Raw genomic sequence first — 21,697 nt, forward strand, 5'->3', positions numbered from 1 at the left:
AATAGAGCGGTACTTCACATTCCCTCCATTAAAAATCACTTGTCTTTTTCGATAGGTTTACTATCGAAACCGTGCTTAAATTCTTAACTTTGGCAAGTGCTTCATCCTATCCCCACGTTCTTCACCTTTCTGAATCCATGGAATCGAAATACAATACAGTACTCAATAAAACCTACCGTATTGCTCTAGTTTTGGTTATCTTATCCATTTTTTTGCTATCCTTATCCATGCTGGGTAGTGGATTTAAATTAATGAGTAAGGATTTAGTGGCTGATGTTTTCAAAGTGACTAGTAATCCTATCACTTCCCTGTTCATCGGGTTATTTGCCACTGCGCTGATGCAAAGCAGCTCAACGACCACTTCCATTATCGTTACCCTGGTTGCGGCAGGTACCTTATCCTTTCAAAATGCCATCCCCATGATTATGGGCGCTAATATTGGGACCAGCGTGACCAGCACGATTGTGGCGTTGGGGCATATTCACAGTAAAGACGAGTACGGGCATGCCATCAGTGCGGCTACTGTTCACGATTTTTTCAATATTCTGGTTGTTATATTCTTATTACCATTTGAGCTGCTGACCGGCTATCTCAGTCAGGCAGCCACCTATCTTGCTGCGCTGGTTCCCCTTTACGACAACTCCGGTGGTGGGTTCAGCATTTTAGGTGCGACGATCAAGCCGTCTACGGCCTGGATTATTGACAGTCTCGATAGTAACGTATGGCTGGTATTGGGCCTTTCCCTTTTACTGCTGCTGATTTCCCTTCGTGGGTTTTCCGTGGTGCTGCGCAGTTTTCTGATTGGAAAGTCGCAAGAGGTCGTCGACAAATACATATTTGGTCATCCCCTGCGCTCGCTTTTCTGGGGTATTGCCATTACTGCAGGGGTGCAATCGAGTTCAGTTACCGCCTCTTTGACCGTACCACTTGTCGCTTCCAACCGGGCTACGCTTCAGAAAGTCTTCCCCTTTCTTATTGGGGCCAATGTAGGCACGACTATTACCGCACTGATTGCCGCCTTGTCGCAGAATGAAATAGCGCTGGCTATTGCCATTTGTCATGTGATCTTCAATTTGGCGGGCGTTTTCATTTTTTTCCCTATCGAGTACATCCGAAATATTCCCGTGCAGTTGGCAGAGAAATTAGGTCATATGTCTCAGAACAATCGGATGGTAGGACTGATGTACATTCTGGTGGTCTTTTTTATGGTGCCAATGATTTTCATGATGTTTTCCAGGTAGGCTTGGATGCTGGTGTTGCTTAACGCTTTTTCACCAGCACGATGCCTTCTCTATAGCCCCTTCTGCGCAACCGGCTACCGCTCCTGCACCACCTCAAAGGTAGCATAGCCCAGACAAGGCTCCCCTGATGGGGTAAATCCCTGCACCACAACTTCATACACGCCCGGGCGGTCGGGAGCGATGACCGTAATGCGCTCCTCCGGCTGCCCGGGACTCAATTGCAGGTCAGGCTTCCAGTACAGCACGGGCCGGAAGTCGGGATAGTGGCTTTTCTCCGTATCCACGACTTGTTCAAATGGCTGAGGAACCGCGTACGCCTTAAAAGCCGTAAAGGCTACCTGTTCGCTCCATTGATAGCCCGCAAAGTCGTCCGTTTGGGTCTTAATTGCCACAATTGCTTCCACGGTAAAGTCCCCGATGATGTAGTCGGAATGAAATACTTCAACGGCCTCTACCAAAGCCGGGTCTATTTCCAGCAGTGCTTCGATATCGTACACCGGGACATTATCCAGCAACACCAGCGGATCGTCCACCCATTCCTGGCCTTCCGGATTGAAAACACCAAGCCGGTTTGCACCGCCACTTTTCCGCAGCGTTACCCCCGTGGTGATTTCATTGAATACTTCCGCCATCGTCGGCACTTCGATGTAATCTGCCAAAACGATGCGGCGGTCAGGGCCCAAAATATTGGTGGAGGGCATACCGATAGGCTCCGGTTGGAATACGGGCGCGGTTGTAGGCGCAGGGTAAGCCCGGGTTAACTGCTGGTGGAGGTTCAACCCGGACAAAAGCTGATGAAGGCTGGAATCAAACTGCAGGGGGACCGCACTTATAGCCGGGAGATCGGTATCAAAATCATTGCGGATGAAGACCCTGTGATTGGCTTCAGGCGTCCCCACAAACACATCCTTTTGCTGCTGCATAGCCTGCAAACTGAGCGTAAATGCCCCCGACTCATCGGTCATCCCCATGTGGACCATAGGCTCCTGCTGCAAAACAGCTGCCGTTAGGGGTATACCGGAAGCCCGTTCGTCCTGGCCATTCTGAATAAAGCCACTGATAGTCAGCCCACGGGTTTCCGGGAGCCATTCCAACTGCTCCCCATCAAGGACTGGGGGGGTTGCTGCCCATTCCTCAATGGCTGCATCACTGCCCGGGACTGGAAATGCATAGGATTGGCAGTAGGGGTCCTGCGCACAGGAAGCCTGTAGCCACGCATTGCGGCGCATCACCTGCTGGGCAGGCTGATTGCCTAATCCTTTCAAGCGGACAGTTACGGACAGGGAGGCGGTCAGTTGCTCCGGGCTGCTGATGCTAAAGCCCACAGATTGGCGGGGGGGCACTTGCTCCTGAGCTAAGCTGATCCGGATTTGTTGCCCGGTATCGTAGCGCACCTCTCCAGGGTAAGACAGGCGCGCTTCCTGCTCAATGACTGCCGGGTCCTCTGCAATAATCCGTGCATTTTCAATGTAAGGATTGGCGATAACAAGCTGCTGGTAATGGAATTGATCGGAGGAAAAATTACGCATATACCGCGTATAGGCTTTTAAAAAGTAGTATTTGCCGGGTACATCTTCGGGAATGTAAATGGAGCCCGTGGTAGTGTTGTTCTTCAACAGGTGCTTTTGCTGGATAATCGCCTTTCCTGATTCATCAAAGACTTCCAGGTACAGCACCTGGCTCATGGACCGTTTCAGCTCACCATCCAGAAAACACCAGGCTTTGAACCAGAGGGTCTCCCCTGCCAGACATACATTACGGTCGAGATGCAGCACGATCTGCTCCTGCGGCAGCAACCTTCCCCCACAGGGCACCTGAGCGGGCAACGGAGGCTTCCCCATAAATAATACACAGGCAAACAATAGTATGGTGATGGACGGTTTCATAGGTTGTAATGCAATTGAGTAATAAAAATGCAGCAGATTTAGTCTTGCCAAAAGCCCGGGCGGTCTGTCGTACCGCCAAGTTTCCGGCAGTCAAAGCATTCATCATTGGCCAAAGCCCGGTCTCCCGCTTCGTCCTCATAAACATAAATAGGCCAGTTGGCCGGGTGGATCAGCCCAATGAGGCCCAGGGACATATAATCCGGGCTGCAATAGGAAAAATCCAGTTCCAGTTCACTGGGGTGATCAATAAAGACCCTTCGCTCATCCTGTCCCGCCACCATAAAGAAGCCTAAAACGGTTTCGTCCGGGTCGGCAACATTGAAAACATTGCCCCGGATCTGAAACGGCTGACTGTTGTATAGCGATTCCTGGTTCTCAATCTGCTGCTGCAGGTTACTCCAAAACGTATAGGCTTCAGCGCTGAGGGTAAACTGCCGGACCAGCAGGCTGTAGCGGATGGAAAGTTCCCGCTGATCTGCTCTCGCAAAGTGCAGGGGCAATTGTTCCACAACGGGCTGGGAAAGCATAGCCATATTGAAGGTAAAGACCTCATTGATCTGATCGGTCCGCCAACAGGTCTGCAGCTCAGTGGGATCCGGATAGGGCTGAAAACCGCCAGCATACAGGTAGTTGATCGTGAAATCAGCCTGATATTTGTAGGTCGCTTGCAGGGACCACATCAAATAGTTCTCCGACTGCCCGGCTGGCTCTGTCGTAACGTGGAACTGATAGCCGGGCACTTCAGGTTCTTCTATGCTCAGGTACTGGTATTCCAAATCTGCCCCTACCGAATCGATGGCAACCGGCTCGGGCATCATCTGATAGTCTGATTCGTACTGCCGGCCGTTTGGCAACTGAATGCTGATTTTGTAGCTTTCGCCCGGTATGCCCTGAATGCCACCCGGTGATGTGCGGTATTGCCCGGGTTCGATTTCCGTCAGGACTTCCTGCTCGCCACTCTCCGCCAGGATCGTGACCACCGCCTCCCCTACTGCTTCCTGATCACTGTCCAGTATGCCCGAAGAGCGGGTCAGGTTTACGGTGTAAGGCCCCGGCAGGCTCGTAATGCCTCCATCCACGATCAGCACCGGGTCGAAATCCTCCAGCTCCGGGAGGAAGCTTTCCTCGCATGACGTAGTCAAAAAAGCGGCAAACACCAGCAGGCACAGCCCAAACCGGCACCGTCTGTTGGCTGCTCTAGTTCTCATAATTTCCGAATTTGAACTGGTAACTAATGGAGACGATGGGGTTCGCAAAAATCGACAGCCGGTATCCTCTCAGGTTATTGTTGTTGTACCGGAAGTATTCGTTATACACATTATCCCGCCCCAGCAGGTTGTACACCGAAACGACCCAGGCACTGTGCAGGAGCTTCTCCTTCTTTAGGTTGCCCTCAAATTTAACCGACAGGTCTACCCGGAAGTAGTCCGGAATACGATACCGGTTGCGCTCACTGAAATTGATGATCCGGAAGCCGCCCTGTGTGTAGGTATTTGTGGGGTAGGTGATGGGGCGCCCCGATTGGTAAACCATATTGGCAGACAAGCTGAACCGGCGGATGAATTTGTAATTGAGGACCACGTTGGCCACGTGCGGGCGGTCGAAGTTACTGGGGTAGCGCCTTCCGAAGTTGATAGAGCTGGCATCGTCTTCCCCCCGGACTAAAACCCTGGACCGGGAATAGGTGTAATTGACCCAGCCGTTTAAGCGTCCCCGGGGCTTCTTAAAGGTCAGCTCCAACCCCCAGGCATCCAAATCGCCCTGCAATATATCCCGCTCCGGAAACTCATTGACCAGCAAATTTGCGCCGTCCCGGTATTCCACCAGCTCGCGGACCTGCTTGGTGTAGAACTCTGTGGACCAATTGTATTTCTTATCTGCAAAACTCCCATATAGCCCAAAGGAGGCTTGCTGCCCTGACATCGGCTCGGTATGGTAATCGATCAGCTTCCAGCGGTCTGTAGGCGCCAGGGCAATGGTGTTGGACAGCAGGAACAGGTATTGGTGCAGGGTGTTGTAGGATGCCTTCACAGAGAGGTTGGGCAGGATGGAGTACTTGAGCCCTACCCGGTAATCCAGATTGTGGTGGGTGACGATGGACTCCCCCTGCTGAAATTGCAGCGTGTCCGTCACCGTTTCTTCCGCGATGGTTGCACCTTCCTGGTATTGGAACACCTCCTGTGGCCCCAGGTAATGGTACTGATTGTAGCGGAGCCCACCGGTCAGGGTGAGGCGTGCGGCAGGCTGCCACTCCTCACTTACGTAAATGCCGGATTCGAGCCCCTTTTCCACATCAAACTCGATAGGTTCAATCAGGCTCCGGTCGTCGGAAGGGAGGAAAGTACCCCGGTCATTATTGTACAGAATGGCGTTGGCACCGAAGGTCAGTTCGTGCCGGGGGTTGATGCGCCAGGCCCAGTCCATGCGAGCCTCCTGATGCAAAAGTTCGCTGTTCTGCCGGTAAGCCTCGAAGGGGATTCCCCGCTCGGCCACGCCAAGCTGCATGCGGCTGTTGATGACGGCCAGGTTCATATTGATCTTCTCATTGAAGAAGTGGTTCCATGACAGGGAGCCGCCCAGGTTGCTGTTGTCGAAATTAGTGGTGCCAGCGAAGTTGATGTCATCAAAGCTGTAGTATCCGAAGGCCTGAATTCTGCTTTTGGAAGACAGCTGCTGGGAAAACTTCACGATGCCATCGGCAAAGTTGACGCGGGTCCGGTTGAAGTCATCGTTCTGAATCCGCTTCAAAATCCAGTTGGAGTAGGTGGACCGCACTGCGACCATAACAGAGCTCTTATCCTTCTGAACCGGCCCTTCAAACAGGATATTCCCGGTAATCGGGCTGATACCGCCCCGGACTTTGTATTTTTCCTTATCCCCTTCCAGTGCGGTGATATCGAAAATGGAAGCCAGCCGCCCACCGAATTTGGCTGGAATATTGCTTTTGGAAATGGAGAACTCGCTAATCGCGTCTGAATTGAAGGCCGAGAAAAAGCCCAGCAAATGCGAGGTATTGTAAATGGGGACCTTGTCGATATAGAACAGGTTCTGATCTGCCGGGCTGCCCCTAACGTTAAAGCCAGCAGTGCCTTCCCCCACAGACTGAACGCCCGCCAGCAGGCTCGCCACTTTCAGGATATCCTTTTCGCCAAGTACCAGGGGGATTTCCTCTATCCCTTTGGTGGTTAGCCGCTCGAAGCCCATCTTCGTGCTCTGTACCCCATCAAATTTATTAGAGGTCACCGTTACGCCTTTGAGCAGGTTGGTTTTGCCTTCCAGCTGAAAGTTATACGTCCCATCAGACAGCAGGTTGAGCTTAAACTGTTCCTCCGTATGGTTGAGCTGGCTTACGGTGAAGGTGTAGGTCCCCTTTTTCAGGACCAGCTCATATACGCCGTTCTCGTCAGTAGCCACACCGGTGCCCAGCTCCTCAATCAAAATGGTAGCCCCAGGCAACGCCCCTTCGCCTGATAAGCTTTGGACTTCGCCCCGAAGGGTCACTTTTTGCTTTCCGGCCCCTTTCCTTACCTCACCAACCTCAACGACCTGCCCAACGTACTGATTGGTCGTCTCCGCCAACTCCTGCGATCGATCGGGCAGGGTGTCAGCCGGGTCTGAGGGGGGGCCTACTTTGGGGTAAATCGCTGTTGACAACTCCGTAACAATCTCCACATCCCTGCTGATGAAGATATGCCCCATCCCATCGTGAGCAATACGGCACTGCTGCAGCCCGCTTTGCAAAAAGGACAGCAGAGGGACCTCGCCGGTCAGCTCCGGAGACTGAAAGTCAGAGACATCCGCTTCCTCGTAAAAAAGGCGCACCGGGTGGGCTTTCTCCACTTTACTGACAAACGCCGGCCAGTCCAGCCCATTGTAAGCAGGACCTATGGGCCACTTCGCCTCCTGGCAGAGGCCGGAAGACCAAACCAGGCCCAAAAGAAAAACGAGCAATTTAGAGCTTGGCATGGCAGAATTTGAGGAGTTGGACAAACTGGGCATCGGTTATTTTTTTCCATCCAGGCAACTGCTGTTTCATGTACTTCCGGACCTGAGATTTTTGCGCCGGGAAGGCGGCCAGAAAGTCTTTGCGCTTAGTAATGTGGTGTACCTGCCCCTCCTTGAGCAGGTAAAAATCGTCCTTTAGGCCAGTATATTTCCCGTAGGGTTTGCTGCTGGAAGGGGCGGTAAGTACCTTTTGCTGATAGCGGTAAAAGCCCAGCTCCGCTTCAAATATTTTTTCGAGGTAGCCAAGAGCTTCTGTTCCGGGGAGGACGAGGCGTTGATTAACAAAGCGGTGAGCCCCAATGCGAAAGGAATCAAGCAGCAGGGGCGAAACCACTGCTTTCTGGTAAGTACCGTTAGGCCGGTCATACTGAATAGCCAGCTGCTGCCGGTCCAGGTCATACTTGAGCTTCGACGCAGCATAAGGACGCCCGCCCAGGTAAACCATGCCCGGCTGCCAGGCATCGGTGTAAAAATAGGGATGCCCTTCCGGCCTGAGGTTAACAGGCTGATAGGGCCTGCCGTTAATTAGCTGATCATCGGGCCCGTATTGCTGTTCCACGCAAGCTAGAAATTCATCCAGGGCTGTGCTTTGCCCCATGGTATTCGCCAGTGGCCATACCAAAATGGTCAGTAGTAGTACGCAGTAGTCCATCGACTAAAGGTATAAAAAAGCACAGGACAACTTAAAATGAGATTTTTTTTATTGGTTAGCCGGATGACAATCAGGTATTGCATGCGTTAAGCCGGTAACGGTTCCGGCAGGGCTTTTTTGAGCTGGTAAAAGATTCCGGCGCCCCCGTGCGACCAGATGGGTGCCCGCACCCCAATCCGAATCAGCCCCCGGTTGATCCAAAAGTTGCAGGTCCCGAAAGCATGGTAATAACCCCGGGCCTCGTAAAAGTTGTCATTAGCCGTGTAGCCTTTGCCCGGCAGGTGGACAACCTTACCGTCTTTCTCCTCAAAGTAGCTGCAAATGTAGTTGCACAGCTGCAGATACTGTGTATTGCTCAGGTGGATGCGCTCCAGGCGTTTTTGGTCTTTGGGCAACTCCGGGTGGGAAGTAATGTGCATGAGGGTAGGCGTAGGGATCAGCATGGCCCGCGCTGCGACGCCTGGCTTCAGGTTTGCCCATTCGTCGACCTCCAGGTAAAACCCGCGGTCGCCCCAGCCGATGCCGAGGTAGCTGTTCTCGGTAAATGGTGTGTCGTAATGGCGGTCATCCAAGACCTTTTTCCAATTAAAGACCGGAGAAATGCTGGGCACAATATAGTCTACGTGCACCCCATTGGACACCACAAAAATTTCCACGTCCCGCCTGACATTCCGGAACCGCCGGTTGACGGGGATGGTGAAGCACAAGAGGCCGATGAGGCTGTACAGGGCGACGAAAAGAAGAAATCCTAATACCACCCACCCCAAAATGGTCAGTACCATCATGGCTTGATATTTTTTGCAAAGAAAAGCGGAATTCTGATGTGCAGTGAGCGGGGGAGGCTAATTTTTTGTTAAGCTTTTGGCTTGAAGCGGCATCTGCAATCAAAAAGGAGACCAGTGGTGTCTGACAGCCTCATTCAGAGGGTAAATATTCCCGTTCAGCAATAAAAAGCCCCTTCCGTTGACAGTTTTCTGACAAAACAGCTATATTTGGAAAACCGTATAACACTAAATCCGGCAAAAGCCTCAAACACCCCACAACTTTAAGTCATCACACATTAATCAGTAGATGTCTTACAAGTTGTAGCAAACAGGTATGCACTTATGCCATCAGTCACACACCGGATTTATGTCTATTCTATGGCGGGTATCGTACTGTTAACAGCAGTTGTGCTCTCCTATTATGGCATATCCTATTACTCCACAAGCCTGGAAGAGCGGTTTTACCATACCGCTCATGACTACTTCAAGCCCAGCGGCATTTTTGGCCATGGTTTAGGGATTGTGGGTACATTGCTCATCTTCATCGGGGTTACCTCGTATATTTTCCGAAAGCGATACAAGTTTATGGCCCGCTGGGGGCGTCTCAAGCACTGGCTGGAGTTTCATATTTTCCTTTGCAGCCTTGGTCCTGTAATGATCCTGTTCCACACTGCATTCAAATTTGGAGGTATTGTATCTATTGCATTTTGGAGCATGGTCGCGGTTGTGGCAAGTGGTGTGGCCGGCCGTTTCATTTACATACAAATCCCTCGCACCATAGAAGGGCGGGCGCTGAGCCTGGGAGAAGTCAAAGCAATGAAAACCAATATTGGTACTATCCTAAAAGAGCAGTACCATCTCGAAGCGCAAAGCTATACGGTCATTTTGGAGGCCGTGGAGGTCAAGCCTTATCAAGATAACGGCAACCTGGCAAGCAGCATTATACATAAACACCGTGAAGACTACCGAACGCTGCGAAAAGTCAGGCATTTGCTCAAACAAAACCAGCTATCGCGCCTGGATATCAGAAAGGTGACGAAGCTGGTCCGCAATGAAATTTCACTCAACAACAGAATTGAGCGGCTGCATACCATGCAAAAGCTCTTCAAATACTGGCATGTGGCGCATTTGCCCTTTGCCCTGATTATGCTGGCGATTGTGCTGCTGCATATCGGTATCACACTTGCTTTTGGCTATACCTGGATTTTATAACCATCAATTGCCGCAACTATGCTACTCGAACAAATCATCATCTATGGCTTCGTCCTGCTTTTCTGCGGGGTGATTGTGTTGGTGTATTTGCGAAAGCTAAAGCAGGCCTCTCAGGAAGTTGAGGCCAAAATTGAAGTAGCAAAGCAGGAAGGTATACATGAGCCGGTCTCCCTACACCCCCGCATCGACCTCGACACCTGCATCAAAAGCGGTGCTTGTGTAACCGTATGCCCGGAGCAGGATATCCTTGGCATCCTAAATGGAGGAGGCACACTGATTAATGCCTCCAACTGTGTGGGCCACGGTGCCTGCTTTCATGCCTGCCCGGTAGAAGCTATATCCCTGGTTATCGGTACAGAGAAGCGCGGCGTCGACCTTCCTCATGTCAGCGAAACTTACGAAACGAATGTCCCTGGGATTTACATTGCCGGCGAGCTTGGTGGTATGGGGCTCATCAAGAACAGCGTGGAGCAGGGTATAATGGCCGTAGAAAACATCATGAAAAAGGGCTTTGAAAAACACGGGCAGGCCCTGGACCTGGTAATCGTAGGAGCAGGTCCCGCAGGCATTTCTGCTTCTCTTACTGCAAAAAAACACGGGCTGAACTTTGTTACTCTTGAACAGGATACGCTTGGGGGCACCGTCTTCACTTTCCCTCGGTCCAAAATTGTGATGACCTCACCGATGGATCTTCCACTATATGGAAGGGTTAAGCTGTTCGATACAAGCAAACAAGAGCTCCTGGATATTTGGAATGAGGCGCTTTCTAAAAACAGCCTCACCATCCGCGAGAAAACCAAAGTGGAGTCGATTGTACCAGAAAACAGTCACTTCAGGGTAAATACTCAATCTGGCGAAACGCTACTTACCCAAAATGTACTTCTCGCTATTGGGCGCAGAGGCACCCCCCGAAAGCTTGGCATCCCCGGAGAGGTCTCGGAGAAAGTAGCTTATCGACTGCTTGAACCAGAGCTAATCAGCGGAAAGAAAATCATAGTAGTGGGCGGGGGCGACTCAGCTATAGAATCGGCGCTGCTGCTAATGGACCAAAATGAGGTAACCCTTTCTTACAGAAAAGACAAGTTTAGCCGCCTCAAACCCAAAAACCGGGAAAAAATTCTGGCCGCGATCCAAAATAAGGAGCTTTCCATTCAGTACAACACCAACCTGACCGAAATAAAGCCACAACAGGTCAGCCTTTCTGACAGCATCACCGGCGCACAGCTGGAGTTAGAGAATGACCTCGTTTACATTTTTGCTGGTGGAGAATTGCCGACGCAGTTCTTACAGAAAGCCGGTGTCAAAATCACAAAAAGATTTGGTTACACCATGAAAAAACATCGATGAGCGTATAAACAACCCAATTGCTGCCTGCAGGCAGCAGCACAATGAATACGAAACTACTGCATATCACCCTGATTTGGGGCATCACACTTAGCTCCTTAGCTGGTCTTCAGGCACAACTTTCGCCCGGAGCCCTGACCCGGTCGCATGCCGATCTGGAAGGGATCACCAATTGTACGCAGTGCCATACCTTGGGCAAAAAAGTCTCTAACGAAAAGTGCCTGGCCTGCCATGAAGAAATTGCAGTACGGATCAGTCAGAAACAAGGGTACCACGCAGCGCCCTCAGTACGTCAGCAAGAATGCGCCGAGTGCCACAGCGAGCACCATGGCCGCAATTTTGATATGGTCCGATTTGATGAAGATGCCTTTGACCACAGCCTGACGGGTTATGAACTCACGGGTGCGCATCAGCGCACAGACTGCCGGGCATGCCATCGTCCAGACTTCATCGATGATCCTGAATTGCGCCGCCGGGAAGATACCTATCTGGGACTCTCTCAGGGATGCGCAGAATGCCACGAGGATTATCACCAGGGTACCTTATCCAGTACAGAGTGTACACAATGCCATACCACAACGGCATTCACACCGGCAGAAAAATTTGACCACAACCAGACGCTTTTCCCACTTAAAGGGCAGCACCAGCAAACCGATTGTGCCGCTTGTCACGAAGAAACAATCCTTAACGGGGAACCCTTCCAGGTTTTTACCGGACTGGAATTCCACAACTGCAATAGCTGCCACGAAGATGTCCACGAGCGCAACCTTGGCAGCAATTGTAAGGAGTGCCATAATGAACAATCCTTTACTTCCCGCTCTGAGCTAAAGCGTTTTAACCATAATCAGACCCCCTTTCCGCTTAAGGGAGCGCACCAGCAAACCGATTGTGCCGGGTGCCATGAACTGGACCGCTCTCCGACGTCCCTCTTCCAGGATAAACTTGGAGTGGCAACCAATGCGTGCAATCAGTGCCATGAGGATGTACACGAGGACCGGTTCGGGACTGATTGTGCCGCCTGCCATAATGAAAGATCATTCAGTTCGGTGGATGAAAATGAGTTCGACCACAGCCTCACCGCTTTCCACCTCAAAGGCAAGCACCAGAAAGTCGACTGCCGCGAATGCCATACCGGAAGCTTCATTGAGCCGGTACCGCACGAGGATTGTGCCGCCTGCCATGACGACTATCACGAGGGGGCATTCACGCCTTGGGAGCCCAATAGCGAGGAAAGGGACTGCCGCGAATGCCATTCAGAGGAAGGTTTTAACCTTACGCTATATACTCTTGAAGCACATAATCAAAGCCGCTTCCCATTGGATGGCGCCCACCTTGCTACGCCTTGTGTTGACTGTCATCTTCAGGAAGATCAATGGGTCTTCAGGAACCTTGGCGAGACTTGTGTTGACTGTCATGAAGATGTGCATAGGGGGTTCATTGCAGAAACCTTCTATCCGGGCCAGGATTGCCAGGTCTGCCATTCCACTCAAAGCTGGGAGGGCAACCATTTTGACCACCGCCAAACCGGATTTGAGCTCACCGGCGCCCATGCCCGTCAGGGCTGTTTGGATTGCCATACTGCTGATGAATCGAGCCTGAACAGATATGCCGGTTTTCAAAATACCTCTGGTGAATGCCAGGCTTGCCATGACAGTGTACACAACAACCAGTTTGCCAAAGATGGCGCTACAGACTGTTTACGCTGCCACGGGTTCGAAAGCTGGAATATCGAATTTTTCAACCACGATAACACCGAATTTCCTTTAGAAGGCCGCCATGCAGAGCTTGCTTGCCAGGACTGCCACAAAACCATTGGGGACGATGGAGTAACTTTTATTCAATATCAATTTAAAAGCTTCGAATGCGTAGATTGCCATCAATAATACCGCTATTGCTTTGGTGGGGGCTTACGCTTCAGGCACAATCCCCTCACGGTCCTGAATTCAGGGTCAATTGCTCGGAGTGCCACTCCTCTGAAAATTGGCGTATTGATGCTGACACACTTAGGTTCAACCATGACACCACAGCATTCCCTCTGGCGGGTCAACACCAATACACAGATTGCCGGGCCTGCCACATAACCCTGGTTTTTGAGGAAGCCCACACACAATGTATGGATTGCCACACGGATATCCACAGGATGACCGTAGGCAACGACTGCGCCCGCTGCCACACTCCAGCCAACTGGCTCGTGGACAATATTACAGAACTCCACCAGGAAAATGGGTTCCCCCTTCTCGGTGCACACGCTTCCATCAGTTGTACAGACTGTCATACCTCCGCTACAACCCTGGAGTTCAACCGGATCGGAAATGACTGTATCAACTGCCATATCGATGACTTTAATGCAACCACGAACCCTAATCATCAGGATGCCGGATTTTCTACCGATTGTGCGGCATGCCACCGCCCGGATGCCTTTGATTGGGGAGGAGCTGACAATATAGACCACAGCTTTTTCCCGCTCACAGCAGGACACGACATTTCGGATTGCACACAGTGCCATACGTCCGGGGATTTCACCTCCACCTCGCCCGAGTGTGTATCCTGCCATCTGAATGATTTTGAAAATACGATGGAACCCCGTCATGAGCCTGCCGGCTTCTCCAATGACTGCGCCCAATGTCATACTACTGATGTGGGTTGGATGCCCGCTAATTACGCAGACCATGATGCATTACATTTTCCTATTTATTCCGGATCCCACGAAGGGGAATGGATGAAATGTACCGACTGCCACGACAACAGCAGTGACTATTCCTCCTTTACCTGCATCAACTGCCACATCAACCCCGAAACCGATGAGGAACACAACGGGGTCGGCGGCTATATTTATGAGAATACTGCATGCCTGGCCTGCCACCCTACCGGTGACGAGGATAACAGCTTTGATCATAATGAGTCCGGATTCCCGCTAACCGGAGCACATATCACTACGGACTGCATACAATGCCATTCAGATGGCTACGCAGGCACGCCCACAGACTGTGCCAGCTGCCATACCACCGAGTTCAATGCCACGGCCAACCCGGACCACAACGCCCTCGGCCTGTCCAGCGACTGTGCAGCCTGCCATACTACCCAGACCGGATGGAGCCCCGCTGCTTTTGATGGCCACGACAGCTACTATGCCCTCAATGGCGCTCATGCCGCTATCGCCAACGATTGTGCAGCTTGCCACAACGGCGATTACAACAATACGCCCAATACTTGCGCCGGCTGCCATATCAATGATTATAACCAAGCCTCTGATCCTGACCACCAAGCCGCCCAATTCCCGACCGACTGTGCTAGCTGTCACTCCGAAAGTACATGGGCACCTTCCTCTTTCGATCACGACGCCCACTACCCGCTGACCGGAGCCCACCAGGCCATTGAAGACGACTGCGTGGCCTGCCACAACGGCGATTACGACAACACCCCGAACACCTGCAACGGGTGCCACGCACAAGACTATTCCGCTACCGTCAACCCTGACCACCAAGCGCTCGGGCTGCCTACAGACTGTGCCGAATGCCATTCTACGCAGCCCGACTGGGTGCCCGCCAGCTTTGGCATCCACGACCAGTACTATCCCCTCAATGGCGCTCATGCCGCTATCGCTAATGATTGTGCGGCTTGCCACAATGGGGACTACAGCAATACCCCCAACACCTGCTTCGGATGCCACAGCGAGGATTACAACAATACCACGGACCCTGGGCATGCTGCCGCTCAGTTCCCCACTGACTGCACCACCTGCCACTCCGAGGATGCCTGGGCACCTTCTACCCTGGAGCACGATGCCCAGTACTTCCCCATCTACTCCGGTGCACACGAGGGCGAATGGAATACCTGTACCGAATGCCATACCAACCCTGCCAATTATGCAGAGTTCTCATGTATTGGCTGCCATACCAACCCGGAGACCGATGACGAGCATCAGGGCGTCGGCGGATATGTGTACGAAAATACCGCATGCCTCGCCTGCCACCCTATGGGCGATGCCGACAACGTCTTTGACCACAATACCACCGCTTTCCCACTAGACGGCGCGCACCTGGCCGCCAATTGCCTTGACTGCCACAGCAGCGGCTACGCAGGCACCCCCACAGATTGTGCCAGTTGCCATACCACCGAGTTCAATGCTACGGCCAACCCGGACCACAACGCCCTCGGCCTGTCCAGCGACTGTGCAGCCTGCCATACTACCCAGACCGGATGGAGCCCCGCTGCTTTTGATGGCCACGACAGCTACTATGCCCTCAATGGCGCTCATGCCGCTATCGCCAACGATTGTGCAGCTTGCCACAACGGCGATTACAACAATACGCCCAATACTTGCGCCGGCTGCCATATCAATGATTATAACCAAGCCTCTGATCCTGACCACCAAGCCGCCCAATTCCCGACCGACTGTGCTAGCTGCCACTCCGAAAGTACATGGGCACCTTCCTCTTTCGACCACGACGCCCACTACCCGCTGACCGGAGCCCACCAGGCCATTGAAGACGACTGCGTGGCCTGCCACAACGGCGATTACGACAACACCCCGAACACCTGCAACGGGTGCCACGCACAAGACTATTCCGCTACCGTCAACCCTGACCACCAAGCGCTCGGGCTGCCTACAGACTGTGCCGAATGCCATTCTACGCAGCCCGAATGGGTGCCCGCCAGCTTTGATATCCACGACCAGTACTATCCCCTCAATGGCGCTCATGCCGCTATCGCTAATGATTGTGCGGCTTGCCACAATGGGGACTACAGCAATACCCCCAACACCTGCTTCGGATGCCACAGCGAGGATTACAACAATACCACGGACCCTGGGCATGCTGCCGCTCAGTTCCCCACTGACTGCACCACCTGCCACTCCGAGGATGCCTGGGCACCTTCTACCCTGGAGCACGATGCCCAGTACTTCCCCATCTACTCCGGTGCACACGAGGGCGAATGGAATACCTGTACCGAATGCCATACCAACCCTGCCAATTATGCAGAGTTCTCATGTATTGGCTGCCATACCAACCCGGAGACCGATGACGAGCATCAGGGCGTCGGCGGATATGTGTACGAAAATACCGCATGCCTCGCCTGCCACCCTATGGGCGATGCCGACAACGTCTTTGACCACAATACCACCGCTTTCCCACTAGACGGCGCGCACCTGGCCGCCAATTGCCTTGACTGCCACAGCAGCGGCTACGCAGGCACCCCCACAGATTGTGCCAGTTGCCATACCACCGAGTTCAATGCTACGGCCAACCCGGACCACAACGCCCTCGGCCTGTCCAGCGACTGTGCAGCCTGCCATACTACCCAGACCGGATGGAGCCCCGCTGCTTTTGATGGCCACGACAGCTACTATGCCCTCAATGGCGCTCATGCCGCTATCGCCAACGATTGTGCAGCTTGCCACAACGGCGATTACAACAATACGCCCAATACTTGCGCCGGCTGCCATATCAATGATTATAACCAAGCCTCTGATCCTGACCACCAAGCCGCCCAATTCCCGACCGACTGTGCTAGCTGCCACTCCGAAAGCACATGGGCACCTTCCTCTTTCGACCACGACGCCCACTACCCGCTGACTGGTGCGCACCAGGCCATTGAAGACGACTGCGTGGCCTGCCACAACGGCGATTACGACAATACCCCGAACACCTGCAACGGGTGCCACGCACAAGACTATTCCACTACCGTCAACCCTGACCACCAAGCGCTCGGCCTGCCTACAGACTGTGCCGAATGCCATACTACGCAGCCCGACTGGGTGCCCGCCAGCTTTGACATCCACGACCAGTACTATCCCCTCAATGGCGCTCATGCCGCTATCGCTAATGATTGTGCGGCTTGCCACAATGGGGACTACAGCAATACCCCCAACACCTGCTTCGGATGCCACAGCGAGGATTATAATAATACCGAAAATCCGGACCATATTGTAGCTCAATTCGCCACAGATTGCCTGGAGTGCCATACTGAAAATGATTGGACCGCTTCCTCATTTGACCACGATGGCCCCTACTTCCCTATCTACAGTGGTGCTCATGAAGGAGAGTGGAACACCTGCATGGAATGCCACACCAATCCTTCATCTTTCGCTGAATTTAGCTGTCTAGGCTGCCATACAAATCCGGAGACCGATGACCATCACCAAGGTGTGGGCGGCTATGTTTATGAAAACACCGCCTGCCTGGCCTGCCACCCTACAGGAGATGCCGCAAATGTCTTTGACCATAACGCTACTGCCTTCCCACTGACGGGCGCACACCTAAGTACCACTTGCGTGGAATGTCACACTAACGGATATGCAGGTACCCCGACAGACTGTAACGCCTGCCACCTTCAGGATTACGCCTCCACAGCAAATCCGGATCATACTGCGCTTGGGTTCCCTATGGACTGTGCCTCATGCCATACCACTGCTCCTGACTGGGCCCCGGCTGCCTTTGATATACACGACCAGTATTATCCGCTGACTGGCGCGCATGCCGCCATCGCTAACAACTGCGTGGACTGCCATAACGGTGATTTCAACAACACCCCCAATACCTGTTTTGGGTGCCATAGCGATGACTATAATGCCACCAGCAGCCCCAGCCACGCTGCAGCCAGCTTCCCTACGGACTGCCAGCAGTGCCATACCGAAAATGCGTGGGTGCCTTCTTCTTTCGACCACGATCAGTACTATCCCCTCTCGGGCGCGCATGCCGCTATTGCCAGTAATTGCAACGACTGCCATAACGGCGATTACAATAATACCCCTAATACCTGCGACGGGTGCCATATCGATGATTACAACGCCGCCACTGTCCCCAATCACGTTAACGCTCAGCTCCCACTTGATTGCGAAAGCTGCCACGCGCTGACTGCATGGGTACCCGCTACTTTCGACCACGACCAGTACTTCCCAATGACCGGCGCTCACCTGCCGATTGAGAACGACTGCTTTGCCTGCCACCAGGGCAATTACAACAATACCCCGAACACTTGTGATGCCTGCCATGCTGATGACTACAACCAGAGTAACAACCCCAACCACCTCGCGCTTGGGTTCCCTATGGACTGTGCCTCATGCCATACCACTGCTCCTGACTGGGCCCCGGCTTCCTTTGATATACACGACCAGTATTATCCGCTGACTGGCGCGCATGCCGCCATCGCCAACAACTGCGTGGACTGCCATAATGGCGATTTCAACAACACCCCCAATACCTGCTTTGGGTGCCATAGCGATGACTATAATGCCACCAGCAGCCCCAGCCACGCTGCAGCCAGCTTCCCTACGGACTGCCAGCAGTGCCATACCGAAAATGCGTGGGTGCCTTCTTCTTTCGACCACGATCAGTACTATCCCCTCTCGGGCGCGCATGCCGCTATTGCCAGTAATTGCAACGACTGCCATAACGGCGATTACAATAACACCCCTAATACCTGCTTCGGGTGCCATAGCGATGACTATAACGCCGTCACCAACCCCAATCATGTAGCAGCTAATTTCTCAACTGACTGCCAGCAGTGCCACACGGAAGGTGCATGGATCCCTTCCTCTTTCGACCACGACCAGTACTATCCGCTTGTGGGCGCGCATGCCGCTATTGCCTTCAACTGCAACGACTGCCATAACGGCGATTACAATAATACCCCCAATACCTGCTTCGGGTGCCATAGCGATGACTATAACGCTACGAATAACCCCAATCACGCCATAGCAAACTTCCCTACGGATTGTGAAGCCTGCCATGGTCAGAACACTTGGATACCTTCTACTTTTGATCACGACGCTATGTACTTCCCCATTTACAGTGGCAAGCACGACGAAGAGTGGAATAGCTGTACAGACTGTCATACCACCCCAGGCAATTATGCCATTTTCGACTGTATCAACTGCCACAATGATGCCGCTGACCTGGCTGATGAACATGATGAAGTTTCGGGGTATATATTTGAAAACAATGCCTGTTTTGCCTGTCACCCCACAGGTGATGATTAAGACAGTTAGATAATTAAGGATGAATACATAGACCAAAGATCAATAGCGAAATGAGGAGTCTCTTAGGTATAGCATTTTGGTTTTCTCTTGTAGCGACAACGCTGCAGGGACAGGGATCTGATGCCGCTGTAACCTGGATTAACGGTAAAGTATCCTTTCTCTCTTCGAGAAATGTCTATGTCAAGTTTTCTTCTACAAAAGGTATCACTATAGGAGATACCCTTTATATCAATCGGGAAGGTCACTACCTGCCAGCATTGCAAACGGATAATAAATCTTCAACCTCTGCGGTTTGCACGCCCTTTGCAAACTTTTCCTTTCAAAAGGAAGATTTGATTTATGCAAAAATCCCGGTTGATGAATCACTTCCCCCACCCTCAGTTGCGCCTGCTGAAACCACTGTACCGAAAGATGAGGCCGTTAATGGGATTACACCGGTACTAGTACCAGAGGAAGACCAGGAACAGGAAGAGCCTGGCAGAAGCCTCGAAAAAATCAGGGCCCGGCTTTCCGCTGCTTCTTACAGTAGTAGGTCTGAGTACCGTGACTTGCACCGGATGCGCTATGCTTTCTCTTTTCGGGGTGACCACTTAAAGGATTCCCGGTTTTCAACTGAGCAATACATCACATTCAGGCATACGCTGGGAGAGTGGGAAGAGGTACAAGATAATTTATCTAATGCCCTCAAGGTATATGCCCTTTCTGTCCGCTATGATTTTGACTCCACCTCCAACCTAACGCTAGGCCGCCGGATCAACCCGAATATGTCGAGCGTAGGTGCCATTGACGGACTGCAATATGAGCAGCAAATCGGCGCTTTTACCTTGGGTGGGATCGCAGGCTTCAGACCAGATTATTCCGACTACAGCTTCAACCCTTCTCTACTCGAAGCGGGGGGCTATCTGGCGCTGACCGCGCCCGGCAAACAACAAAGCCACCGGACAACCGTTGGCTTTTTGGAACAGACCAATCAGGGGCAAACGGACCGGCGGTTTCTTTATTTTCAGCACCGCAGTACGCCCTTTGAAGGCTTTAACTTGTTCTCCTCGGTGGAAGCCGATCTCTACGAAAACCTGAACAGTGAAGTCCAAAACAAACTGCGCCTGACCAGTTTATACCTGTCTATGCGCTACCGGGTGAACAAAAAAATCAGGCTTTCCCTGTCCTACGATAACCGGCGCAACGTCATTTACTACGAATCTTACAAAAGCTTTATCGACCAGCTTATCCAGGATGAAACACGGCAGGGGCTGCGGTTTAGTATCAATCTGCGGCCGGCGAAACTTCTCACGCTGGGCGTCAATACCGGATGGAGATTTCAGAGGAGTGACCGAAATCAGTCCAAAAACCTGAGAGCATTCCTAACTTGGTCGAAAATACCGAGGCTCAACATGCGGGCATCTCTTTCGGCCACCCTCTTACAGACCAACTACATCAAGAGCCAGATTTACGATTTGCGCCTTTCCAGGCCAATCATTAAGAAACGCCTTGATGGAGATGTGTACTTCCGAACGGTACATTACGAGTACCAGAATACAGGCTCACAGGTGGACCAAAAAATTGCAGGCGCAAGCCTTTCGCTGCGCATCCGTAAGCAGTTGAGCTTGCTGGTCTTTTATGAAGGTACTTTTATTGAACAGGAACAACCCTATCAACGCATTAATACAAAAATTATTCAGCGGTTTTGAGTGTAGGACACAGCTATTGAAGATACGGCCTTACTAAACAAACAAAAACACCATTAGCCAGCTAATCCCATAGCAAACCCTCAGGTTACTCAGCTGCGCGATTCTAAACATTAGACTTATGATTTCTCTAAATTACAGAAGATTACTGAGCATTTGCCTTTCCGGCTTCCTGATCGGCATCCTGGCCGCCTGCGGAGGCCAACCAAAAGTTATCGAAAGTGAACCGTCCGATACCCCTGAAGGCACAACTTCGAATACCATCCCGGCACTGCAGGAAGCGACTGAAACGCCATCTAACCCGGCAGAAGCCACCCATCAGGTGACCGTCAATGAGGTATTGAATACAGACCGGTATACCTACCTGCACGTAGAGGAAGAGGGGGAACAATACTGGGTTGCCGTATCTAAACAAGAGATTACTGAAGGTGAAACCTATTTCTTCAAAGGAGGCCTCCTCAAAAAGCAGTTCTTCAGCCAGGAATTTAACCGGGTTTTCGAAACGCTTTACCTCGTCTCCAAATTCTGGAAAGCGCCTTCGGATAGCGAAGCCGTACTGGATGAAGCCTTTGCACAGATGAATGCGGCGGCGGCCACCGATCTTGAAGTACGCCCTGAGGACATAAAGCCCGCAGCAGGTGCTGTCTCCATTGCGGACCTTATAGCCCAAAAGGAAAAATACAACAACCAGCAAATAAAAGTTACAGGCAAGTGCGTAAAGGTCAACCCCATGATTATGAACCGCAACTGGGTGCACCTGCAGGATGGGTCAGGCGAAGGGCTGGACCTGACTATCACCACAACCGAGAATATCCCCCTGGGCGCCATCATCACACTGGAAGGGACCATTGCCCTGAACAAAGACTTTGGTGCCGGCTATCAGTATGATATTATTATGGAAGGTGCTGTGCTCCGGTAACCCAAAAC

Annotated in this window: 12 protein-coding genes; 7 read left to right on the forward strand and 5 right to left on the reverse strand. The window is 52.1% G+C overall.

What is annotated here, in order from left to right:
• Positions 1-71: 71 nt before the first annotated feature.
• Positions 72-1,241: a Na/Pi symporter gene (locus IX84_RS02610; RefSeq protein ID WP_152604889.1), complete on the forward strand. Its 1,170-nt coding sequence runs from the start codon at positions 72-74 to the stop codon at positions 1,239-1,241.
• Positions 1,242-1,315: 74 nt separating this feature from the next.
• On the opposite strand, the gene IX84_RS02615 is transcribed toward IX84_RS02610, so the two are convergent.
• From IX84_RS02615 to IX84_RS02635, 5 genes are all read right to left on the reverse strand, one after another.
• Entirely contained in the window at positions 1,316-3,127 is a 1,812-nt protein-coding gene (locus IX84_RS02615; protein ID WP_044216343.1) for a hypothetical protein, read from the reverse strand.
• Between the two features lie 38 nt (positions 3,128-3,165).
• Entirely contained in the window at positions 3,166-4,335 is a 1,170-nt protein-coding gene (locus IX84_RS02620; RefSeq protein ID WP_044216344.1) for a DUF4249 domain-containing protein, read from the reverse strand.
• A complete protein-coding gene (locus IX84_RS02625; protein ID WP_052515706.1) occupies positions 4,325-7,093 on the reverse strand; it encodes a TonB-dependent receptor in 2,769 nt (922 codons plus the stop codon). Before IX84_RS02625 ends, IX84_RS02620 begins: the two co-directional genes overlap by 11 nt.
• A complete protein-coding gene (locus tag IX84_RS02630; RefSeq protein ID WP_044216345.1) occupies positions 7,080-7,784 on the reverse strand; it encodes a hypothetical protein in 705 nt (234 codons plus the stop codon). The genes IX84_RS02625 and IX84_RS02630 overlap by 14 nt, the downstream gene beginning before the upstream one ends.
• An 86-nt stretch (positions 7,785-7,870) precedes the next feature.
• Positions 7,871-8,569 carry a TIGR02117 family protein gene (locus IX84_RS02635; protein WP_044216346.1) on the reverse strand — a complete coding sequence of 233 codons (699 nt, stop codon included), beginning with the start codon at positions 8,567-8,569 and terminating at the stop codon, positions 7,871-7,873.
• 321 nt (positions 8,570-8,890) lie between these two features.
• Here IX84_RS02635 and IX84_RS02640 point away from each other — a divergent pair, with 321 nt between their 5' ends.
• From IX84_RS02640 to IX84_RS30600, 6 genes are all read left to right on the forward strand, one after another.
• Positions 8,891-9,760 (forward strand): hypothetical protein, encoded by an 870-nt coding sequence (locus IX84_RS02640; RefSeq protein WP_044216347.1) that lies wholly within the window; start codon positions 8,891-8,893, stop codon positions 9,758-9,760.
• A gap of 18 nt (positions 9,761-9,778) precedes the next feature.
• A complete protein-coding gene (locus tag IX84_RS02645) occupies positions 9,779-11,107 on the forward strand; it encodes an NAD(P)-binding domain-containing protein (protein WP_044216348.1) in 1,329 nt (442 codons plus the stop codon).
• A 41-nt stretch (positions 11,108-11,148) separates the two neighbouring features.
• Positions 11,149-12,987, forward strand: a complete 1,839-nt coding sequence (locus IX84_RS02650) for a cytochrome c family protein (RefSeq protein ID WP_152604890.1) — start codon at positions 11,149-11,151, stop codon at positions 12,985-12,987.
• Positions 12,966-19,085: a hypothetical protein gene (locus IX84_RS02655; protein ID WP_152604891.1), complete on the forward strand. Its 6,120-nt coding sequence runs from the start codon at positions 12,966-12,968 to the stop codon at positions 19,083-19,085. The genes IX84_RS02650 and IX84_RS02655 overlap by 22 nt, the downstream gene beginning before the upstream one ends.
• Positions 19,086-19,135: 50 nt before the next feature.
• Positions 19,136-20,773, forward strand: coding sequence for a hypothetical protein (locus IX84_RS02660; RefSeq protein WP_044216350.1), 1,638 nt, complete (start codon positions 19,136-19,138; stop codon positions 20,771-20,773).
• 118 nt (positions 20,774-20,891) lie between these two features.
• Positions 20,892-21,689, forward strand: coding sequence for a GW dipeptide domain-containing protein (locus tag IX84_RS30600; RefSeq protein ID WP_052515708.1), 798 nt, complete (start codon positions 20,892-20,894; stop codon positions 21,687-21,689).
• Positions 21,690-21,697: the final 8 nt, after the last annotated feature.

It is taken from the genome of Phaeodactylibacter xiamenensis (assembly GCF_000759025.1).
GTDB classification, from domain to species: Bacteria; Bacteroidota; Bacteroidia; order Chitinophagales; family Saprospiraceae; genus Phaeodactylibacter; species Phaeodactylibacter xiamenensis.